Origin of the sequence: Caballeronia terrestris, assembly GCF_001544515.1 — a bacterium.
In the GTDB taxonomy this organism is placed as follows: Bacteria; Pseudomonadota; Gammaproteobacteria; order Burkholderiales; family Burkholderiaceae; genus Caballeronia; species Caballeronia terrestris.
Map to the genome: position 1 here is coordinate 1 of NZ_FCOL02000114.1, position 9385 is coordinate 9385.

Annotated in this window: 4 protein-coding genes and 5 pseudogenes; 5 read left to right on the forward strand and 4 right to left on the reverse strand. The window is 58.4% G+C overall.

Annotated elements, in window-relative coordinates; genetic code table 11:
• Nucleotides 1-162: 162 nt before the first annotated feature.
• A pseudogene (istB, locus tag AWB67_RS32725) lies at nt 163-822 on the reverse strand (IS21-like element helper ATPase IstB); the annotation flags it as partial.
• 270 nt (nt 823-1092) lie between these two features.
• Between istB and AWB67_RS32730 the strand changes: the two are divergent.
• The gene (locus AWB67_RS32730; RefSeq protein ID WP_087660189.1) at nt 1093-1791 is read left to right on the forward strand and encodes an IS6 family transposase; all 699 of its coding nucleotides are present in this window, start codon (nt 1093-1095) and stop codon (nt 1789-1791) included.
• Between the two features lie 138 nt (nt 1792-1929).
• Here the strand turns inward: AWB67_RS32730 and AWB67_RS43555 are convergent.
• The 3 genes and pseudogenes from AWB67_RS43555 to AWB67_RS32740 all read right to left on the reverse strand — a co-directional run.
• Nucleotides 1930-2016: pseudogene (locus AWB67_RS43555) on the reverse strand (3-oxoacyl-ACP reductase); the annotation flags it as partial.
• A 111-nt stretch (nt 2017-2127) separates the two neighbouring features.
• The gene (locus AWB67_RS32735) at nt 2128-3522 is read right to left on the reverse strand and encodes a glycosyl hydrolase (protein ID WP_235025469.1); all 1395 of its coding nucleotides are present in this window, start codon (nt 3520-3522) and stop codon (nt 2128-2130) included.
• Between the two features lie 354 nt (nt 3523-3876).
• Nucleotides 3877-4893 (reverse strand): annotated as a pseudogene (locus tag AWB67_RS32740) (alpha/beta fold hydrolase); the annotation flags it as partial.
• 158 nt (nt 4894-5051) lie between these two features.
• On the opposite strand from AWB67_RS32740, the pseudogene AWB67_RS32745 reads away from it, so the two are divergent.
• The 4 genes and pseudogenes from AWB67_RS32745 to AWB67_RS32765 all read left to right on the forward strand — a co-directional run.
• Nucleotides 5052-5999, forward strand: a pseudogene (locus AWB67_RS32745) (LysR family transcriptional regulator).
• Between the two features lie 102 nt (nt 6000-6101).
• Nucleotides 6102-6703, forward strand: a pseudogene (locus AWB67_RS42390) (OB-fold nucleic acid binding domain-containing protein); the annotation flags it as partial.
• Nucleotides 6704-7701: 998 nt separating this feature from the next.
• The gene (locus tag AWB67_RS32760) at nt 7702-7932 is read left to right on the forward strand and encodes a hypothetical protein (protein ID WP_087660192.1); all 231 of its coding nucleotides are present in this window, start codon (nt 7702-7704) and stop codon (nt 7930-7932) included.
• Between the two features lie 1097 nt (nt 7933-9029).
• On the forward strand, nt 9030-9385 hold a 356-nt coding region (locus AWB67_RS32765), incomplete at its 3' end, for a globin domain-containing protein (protein ID WP_235025470.1).

The window sequence follows — 9385 nt, forward strand, 5'->3', positions numbered from 1 at the left end:
GGAGACCAGATCCGGAGCGAGTTCATCAACGAGGGACGCGATCATAACGTCGAGGTCGGCGATCTCGTCGTGTAACTGTGTCACTTTTCGGCGTAATGGCGCCGGGCGTTTTTGCCGTAATGGCGCCACTGGAAACGAGTAATTCGAGGGTTCGGACGGGGATCAAGGTTGCGTGATTTTTCCTCCTTTTGCAAGCTCGGTTCTGAGTGTTTCGACGCCTGGTTTCGGTCCGCGATAGCTCTCACCGTCGAGGACGATTTTGTGGGCGCCATGACGCAAGCGGTCGAGGGTTGCCGCGCCGATCATTTTGTTACCTGGGAATGCTTCACCCCATTCCGGGAAATCCAAATTTGAAGTCAAGATTGTTGCCGCCCGCTCATAACGTTCGGCAATCAGGTCGTGGAAGTCTTCGTCGTCAGGCGAACGCAGTGGCTTGAGACCGAAGTCGTCAATGATCAGCAATGGGAGCCTGGCAAGATATTGGAAGCGTCGATCGTAAGTTCCCACGGCCGCCGCGTTGCGCAGACTAGCCAGCAACTGGCTTTGCGTGGAGAACAGGACATCGTGTCCTTGCGTTGCTGCTGCGTGTCCGAGGGCTTGCGCCAAATGGCTCTTGCCGGTCCCACACGGGCCGGCGATTAGAACGGCCACTTTCTCGTCGATGAATCTGCAGGTGGCGAGGTCATGGATGGCGGCTCGATTCAGGCCTGGCAACCGATCAAAGTCGAATCCTTCCAGCGTCTTCTGGCTGCGGAAGTTGGCGCGTCGCATGCGCAAGCTGAGCTTCTTGTTGTCGCGTCGGGCAACCTCGTCGTGGGTTAACCCATCAAGCGCGAGGTGATGGACTCACGACGGGCGACGGTCGGTCGCGAGTGATTGTACTTCTGCAAGTGAATTACGCGATCTGCCCGATCCGTAAATGCAGCAACACCTGCTCGAAGCCATGGACCTTCCCGCCATCTTTCCGCGTGCCGAGGCGGACCGCGTGCCTTAAGTGAATGTTATGAAGGATACGTTTAGCGTGTGATGCGGTTTTGTCGCAGTAAGCGTCGGGTATCATGTGCCCTGACAATGCGAACGATCGGACGCTTGATGACGACTCTGAATCCAGCCTTGGCACGGGTGCTCAAGCGCTTGCACTATCCGCTCGATGTGATCCTGACGTGTGTGCGCTGGTATGTGGCGTATCCGCTGAACCTTCGACATCTGGAAGAGATGATGGCCGAGCGCGGAATTTCGGTCGACCATTCAACCGTACATCGCTGGGCCATCAAGGTGTTGCCGGTTCTGGAGAAGGCGTTTCGCCGCCAAGAGAGAGCCGTCGGTCGGAGCTGGCGAATGGATGAAACCTATATCAAGGTCCGAGGCCAGTGGACGTATTTGTATCGCGCAGTCGACAAGGAGGGCAACACGGTGGATTTTCTGCTGCGCGCCCATCGTGACAAGGCCGCGGCGCGGCGCTATTTCGAAAAGTCAATCGATCAAAATGGCGAGTCCGAGACGGTGACAATCGATAAAAGCGGTGCGAACCTGGCCGCGCTGGATGCCCTCAACGCGGAGCGGGAAACACCGATCAAGATTCGCCAGAACAAGTATCTGAACAACGTTGTCGAACAAGATCATCGGGCGATCAAGCGACGCACGCGGCCCATGCTCGGCTTCAAGAATTTTCGTTGTGCCCGCATCCTGTTGAGCGGCATCGAACTCATGCACATGATCGCCAAAGGCCAAATGGAAGGCAGTGGCATCGGATACACTCGTGCCGAGCAGTTTTACTCACTGGTAGCATAAGCAGTCCTACTTATACCACCATTCGTCAGCGTCTTGCCGTTACCGCGACAGAACCGGCGTCAGTGTCTTTTTCATCGTGTGACCAAAGCGGTTTCCTCAGCCTCGAATTTTACCTTCCCCGCGTTAATGCGACAGAACCCCTTCGCGTGCGAGCGCTTCGACGATCGCCGCACCGAGCCCGCGTGCGCCACCGGTCACGAGTACGTCCTGTTCAGACAGCAGCATGGATTCCTCGGGTTACTTGTTGACGGTCGGGGCATTATGCCGGATGGCTTCATGCTCCGCCGCCGCGAGAAATCGCTTGCCCTCACGTTCGACGTGACCGCGCGGCGCTCGTTACGCCGTCGTCTTCACCGGATTGGCCACGACGAAGTTCCTGAACGTGGCGTAGGCCGGGTTCTTGGTCACGCCATCGGCCTGGATCAGCCCGTAGTCCTGGTCGATGACCGCGTACATCATGACGCACTCGATGTTGTACTTGTCCTTGATCGCGTAGTACGACGCCATCGTTTCCTGCACATACGCCGATTGCGCCGAAGGCGAATCCGCCGAACCGGACCAGCCCCATTCCGTCAGCCAAATCGGAACGTTGAACGAGTCCTTCAGCACTTGCAGCACGTTGATACACGCGTTGTTGCGGCCCGCGCATTCCAGCTTGCCCGAGCTGTGATACCAGTGATATGTCGTGTAATCCCACTGCAGCGGCGCCGCGCCCGATATGCCCATTGCCGTGCCGTTCGGCGAGATGCCGTTCCACAGCATCTGCAGCGCGCGATATGCCATCGGAATGCCGACGTTCACACCGCACTTGATCGTCGGATCGACCGCCTTCACGCCCGCGATCATGCCGCGAATCACGCCACGGAACGCCGGCCACTGCGACGGGCTCCAGTCGGTGGTCTGGCTGCCGTCGCCACCGATCTGCAGGCCGATGGTATCCAGTTCGTTGCCGCATTCGACATGCGTGACGAGGCCCTTCAGCGGTTGCGCGCAGCGCACAGCCATGTCATAACCGAGCGAATAGGCGGCGGCTTCGGTGCCCGTCGGGTTCCAGCCCGCTGAACGCGGATTGAGCACCGGCATGATGCCGACACCGCTGCCCGCGAACGCGCCGCGCAATGCCATCGCGAGCGTCGCCGACATGCCAGCGTCCGCGGTGTCGCAACGATACATCGTCACGCCCAGATCCTTCAGGATGGCGAGCTGCTGCTCGGCCGTCATGGTGAAGTAGATGCCCGAACCCCACGCCATATGACCGTTGATGCCGTAGAACAGCGACGTGTTCGACGGCTTGACCACGTTGCGCGGATCCGTCGTGCCGATGTTCTTCCACGGCGAGCCGTTCTGATACCAGACGCCGCTCGCGTTCTGCGCGTAGATGATGCCGTTGAAGTACAGCAGCAGCGCCTGCGCGACGCTCGAGCCCGTCGACACGCCCGTGCCGTTCTTCATCACGCGGCCGTTGAGGAGCGTCCAGACCGTGCCCGCACTGTCGGTGAGGGATGCCGCTGGCGGAGCCGTCGCGCCGGAGAGCGAAACCGTGCTCGCCTTGGACACGTCGGTCGGGAGCCCGCCCGATGCATCGGTGGAATCAAACCCGCCCCCGCATGCCGTCAGCGCCGCGCCACCCGCGCCGGCCATCAGCATCGACAGAAACCTGCGGCGCGAGAAAGGTGCCGCGTCGTCGGAACGAGCAAAAAATTCCTTGTTGTTTTCTTGGGTGTTTTTCACGATAGGTAAGTAAGACCGTTATATTAATGATCTGGACTATAACCATATCGATTTTACCTGTCTTCGTTACACTTTTTTACGTATGAAAATAGGTTAAAAACGGTCGAGCGGTGAACTCGCGCGAAAAATCTGCTTACCTATTCGCTGAATAGGAAAACCTTTTCGGGTGCAGGGCGCTCGACTAGCAATTAATACTTGAGTAAACTGTAGGGACTCACTTAAGTTTGAAAACATCGAAAACCGAAAGATCAACCAACACAAACCAACGGTAATAAGTTATCGGTATTTATTGCCGAATGAATTGGGCGAGTTTTTCGGTAGACGACGATGCCTCGCGCTCACATTCAAGTTCGCGTCGATAACAGACTCCGCGAACGCTTTTGGCGCTTCTTGCGGCAGGTTGTGCCCGATCCGCCCTGCACTGTGTGATGCGCGTATTTCCCCGTGAACTTCCGCGCATACGCCGATGGATCGGGATGCGGCGCGCCATTGGCATCGCCTTCCATCGTGATGGTCGGAACGCTGATCGACGGGGCGGTGGCGAGGCGCTGCTCGAGCGCGTCGTATCGCGGCTCGCCCTGCGCAAGCCCGAGTCGCCAGCGATAATTGTGAATCACCACCGCGACGTGATCGGGGTTATCGAACGCACTCGCGGAGCGGTCATACGTCGCGTCATCGAAGTCTCATTTGGGCGACGCCAGTTGCCAGATGAGCTCGTTGAAATCTCGACGATTTGCCTCGTAGCCCACCTTCCCGCGCTCGGTCGAAATAGAACTGATACCACCACGCGAACTCGGCCTTCGGCGGCAACGGCGCTTCATTCGCCTTCTGACTGCCGATCAGGTAGCCGCTGTCGGACACCATCGACTTCACGCGCTCGGGCCACAGCGCCGCGATGAGATTGGCGGTGCGTGCGCTCCAGTCGAATGCGCCGAACGTGGCCTGCTGAATCTTCAGCGCATCCATGAGCGCGACGATGTCCACCGCCACCACCGCCTGTTGTCCGTTGCGCGAGGTGTCGGCGGAAAGGAAGCGGCGTCGAGCCACATAGCCGCGCAGATAAGGCACGATCACGCGATAGCCCCGCGCCACGAGCAGCGGTGTGACGTCGGCGAAACTGTGGATGTCGTAGGGCCAGCTGTGCAGCAGAATCACGACCGGGCCGTTCGCAGGACCGGCTTCGGCATAACCCACGTTGAGCGCGCCTGCATCGATCTGGCGAATGCCGGCGGAGCCCGCCGTCGATGAGGCGCGCGCCGGCTTCGCTGTCTGTGCAAACGCGATATCGCTCAGGCCGAGCTGCATCGCGTCTATGCTCGCGATCGTCGTGCCCAGAAAGCGGCGGCGCAAAGCGCTGATTTCGTCCGTCATGGCGTGACTCTCCTTTTCATTAGATATTCTGATTAGTTGCAATCCTGCGTCATCCGTTGCGGTCATGATGGGGCCCCCGCAGGCATGCGAGCAAGAGCAACAAAGTTCGCGAATCGTTGCCTTTTGGGCAACACGACTTTTCCTCCCGGATGGCAACCATGCGCGAGATCAACCAGCAACGTCTTCGCTACTTCCACGAAGTGCTGTCGCACGGCACGATTCGCGGGGCGGCGGATCACCTGAACACCTCACCGTCCGTCATCGCACGGCAAATCAAGCTGCTCGAAGACGAGCTCGACACGACGCTCTTCGAACTCGAAGCGCGCGGCGTGCGTCCGACCGAAGCGGCGTTCCATCTGCTCGAATTCTGGCGCGGCTATCGATCGCAGCAGGAAAAGCTCGAAGACCGGCTGCATGCGCTAAAGGGCATGCAGCAAGGCCACGTTCGCCTCGCGGTGAGCGAAGGCTATGTCGATACGCTCGTCGACGATGTCCTCGCGCCGTTCTGCACGCGCTATCCGCGCCTCGAAATCGATGTGCGGATGCTCGCCGTCGACGACCTGCTTGAAGAAGTCGCGCAGAGCCGCGCGCATATCGGGCTCGCGTAACCCGCCGCCACATGAGCGCATCGAGATTCGCGCGAGTTCGCCGCAGCCGGTGGTGCTGCTCGCGCGGCGCGATCATCCGTTGGCGAAGCGCGGCGGCGTCGCGTCGATAAGCGACCTGCTCGACTAACCGCTCGCGCTGATGCCGCCGAGCTTCGGCATCGGACACGTCGTGAAGATGCTGGAGACCACTGACAACCTCGCCATTCGTCCGACGCTCACGACGAACTCGCTTGCCGCGCTGAAGCGCTTCGTCGCGGCGGAAATTTTATGACGCTGATCGGTGAATTTGCGGAGTATCGTGAACTGGCGAGTGGCGAGTTGACGACCATTCCGATCGCGCATCCGCTTTTTGAAAGCGCGCAGGCAAGGCTGCTCGGGAGAGCGGGACGCCCGCTCGCAGCAGGACCGCAGGAATTGCTCGACTGGATTCTCACCCGAATGCCGATGTTTGCTCAACGCGCGGCTGCACGCGGAAAGAGTCAGCGGGTACGTCGATAAGAATCATCGGTTGGAAGCCAGAGCTTCGTGCTTACGCGACGTTATCGGGAGCCGTTGACGCTGGGTCATTGACCGTCTTGTGTAAATCGCGTGGCGCTGTGTGATCTCGCGCGCCGCGCTCAGCTCGATCGACGCGACCTCCAGGTGCTCGCAGCGGCGAATGCCTTGCGATCCCTCGCCGGCAATCGTCGTGAAGCGCTTTGGCAATCGGTCGCTGCCGCGCCCGACCGGGACATCCTGGCGGACAGCCGCATTGATGATGAAACGCCAGCCCTCGGCGCGCCGTCCGAAGCCGAAGATATCGTCAGCGATTACAACGCGTCGGGGCTCACGCTGGGCCGGCACCCGATCGCGCTCCTTCGCCCCGTCTTACTGGAGCACCGGCTCATGCCCGCCGCGACGCTGCGCGCGTATCGCAACGTACGACTGGCGCGGGGCTGTGGACTCGTCACGGTGAGGCAGCGACCGGGCACTGCCAAAGGCGTGATGTTTGTGACCCTGGAAGACGAGACGGGTAATGTCAGCGTGATCGTCTGGCCGTCGCTACTCGAGAAGCAGCGAAAAGAGGCACTAGGCGCAGCACTTCTCGCCGTGTATGGCACCTGGCAGTGCGAAGGCGAGGTCCGGCACCTGTTGCCCAGCGACTCGTTGACATGTCCCGTCTGCTCGGCGGACTCACGAAGGTCAGTCGCAACTTTTGCTAAGGCGTCACGCGTTCTTGCAAAAACACGATGGATCGATTTTAAAACGTCCTAGCTACCGTAAACCCTTATTAAGTGTAAATGCAATGCATGTTTTAATAGTCCCGTGGTTGTGGACAAAAATACGTCAGCTTCTGACAACGCATACAAAAGGTTTCTGCTGCGTTCACAAAGCGCAGCTGACGACAGTTGATGAGCGAAACTTTAATGGGATGCATTGTCGCTGGCGCGGCGGTCGCCATTGCAATTCCTGCAATCTTCAAACACTACATTCGTGAGCGCAAACGCGACCGAGTGCTGCGCAGCTTGAGGGAGCGAAGGGCACTTTCGAAAACTAGCCGCGACTGAACAGTTAGCGAGTAAGCGGAGTGGTATGAACGTTTACGAGCTAACAAGGAGCGTTTGCACCTCGAAACCGTCGTTTCGCATCTGGAAATGTCACAGCCCGATATGGCGTTTGGTGGCCAGTTTTATCACCCCACCCCGCATTGTAAGTCGAGAGTCCTTGATCCGCGACTCGAGTGTAGATGCGATTCACGACGAGGGCGCAGAATCTCCTCGACCGTTTTTTCGGTCAGTTCGGGATAGACGACTCATTCAAGCGGTGCGAAAAGAGTACCGCGTCGACCGAACCTGAGAACGAGGACGTTAGTTACAGAGGATATCGAATTTACTGCGTTCGCTACACCTTAACTATCACCTGCATATGACAACGCTCTTCGTGCATGGCCCGATGGGCATGCAGAGAAGGAGCGGTTTCTGAGCATCGGCGCCGTGCAATACGCATTCGCGTATGGCATGGCCGCGAACGGACCAACCAGCAAACGCCGAGATTTGACTGTTGCACTCGTCAAAGCCTTGCTCTCTTGTGGACAACGACTGGCAGAGAGGCGTTCACCAATTTTTGCATAGTCAGCCGCCGTGCATTCCCTCTCACTCGGACGTACAGGCGGCGGACGCCTTGTGCGTTATGCCTTCAACCATTCCGACGAGTCGACGTTATGATCCTCTATCACCGAGGGATCGCCTTCCAGCCTTCTGTCAGCCGTTTGGGTAAAACGTTCGTTGCAACCGCCTCGATCCTAGAAGAGGACGGCCATGCGACGTCGCTGGGCAAGTTGGGTGTGTTTGCGAATAAAGATGGCGCATTGGGTTTTGCCGTTCGATGCGCGACTGCGTTCATCGACGGCGACGACATGCCGTTGCCGCCTTTCCAACCGGTTTTGCAATAGCAGCAAGCACCACTGGGATGTGACGGTGCCCTTGAGCGGTGAAACGGGGGATCACCTCTACTACTCTACTCGCCGCATCAACTGTAGTCACTTCAGTCGACATCACGCTGCGAACCGGTAACCGTCTCCTTTCCCGTTCCGCCTTCTGGATCGCGCTGCGTTCCACATCAACGCCGTGGACGGTCGGGTGAAGCGGCCGGAGATCCGCACGTGACTACGCCAATCAGGCCACCTCTCGTGTCGATCACGGGCAGCAATTCGATTGGCCGTTTATCGAGGACGAACACTTGCTGTTCGAACTGCTCGCCCAGCAGCGCCACAAGGTCTTAGTCCGCCGCCGGCTACCCGTCTCATCCAGGAAAGAATGACCGATGTCAATTTTTACTGCGGCACGACAAACATCCGTTTAGCGACCATCTAAAATTGCAAGATACGGCCATGATCTGCTTGTCTAGCTGCGCTAGGATAAACGTATCACACCATGATACGCTCGGCTGGTGCGCATTTGGCGAAATGCGATCAGCGTTTTCCCGAAGACGACCTTGGCGCCGGCCGGCACTGCGCCAGTACGTTACTGCAAAGGTGGGATAGGCCAGTGCTGCTAACAGTCAAGGGCCTTTGGAGTGCATCGCATGACTCAAAGAACCCTGAGAAGAAGATGAGAGATCGCCATCAACGAAGCGTCGCTGAAATCCGGATGGACTTCAGAATCTTGACGGTCCAAACGATACCTGTGCCTGTTTTGCTAGAAAAACTCGGCCGGCTTCGGACCGAAGTGCATCAAGGTGTTGCCACATCGGATCGTAACACCGCCGTACTGAATGAATATCTTCAGCTCCTCGCCGATATCGAGCGATGGTCGCGAGGCCGAGGCGAGGATCGTTGACCTCTACGATGGGCACGCCTGGACCTTGGATATGACAAACTCGATGAGCGCCGACCAGCGCGTCTACGCTTTGTCGTCGCCTCAAATATAATCTAAGCGTTGTCCTTGCTCTTATTCGTGGGACGCGCTTGCGCATTGGGCGTCTCGCGCAGTTGAGCTGCGAAACAGCCACCCCGATAGCAAGGGGAAGCGCGTGCACAGGAGACCCGCAATGGCCTTGACCCCAAAGCAGACCGAGATCATCAAGTCGAGCGCGCCTGTTCTCAGCGAGTACGGAATGACTGTGGTGACACGGTTCTATCACCGCCTCTTTGAATATCACCCCGAGCTCAGGAATCTCTTCAACCACGCGAATCAGCGATCCGGTGGACAGTCGGAGGCGCTGGCGCATGCTGTTTGGGCGTACGCCTCTAACATCGACAATCTTGCCGCACTTGGGCCAGCCGTCAAACGTATTTCCCAGAAGCATGCCAGCCTCGGCGTGCAGCCAGAGCACTATCCTATCGTGGGTGAGCACCTGCTTGCCGCAATGGGCGAGACGCTGGGTGACGCCTTCAGCGGTGAGAT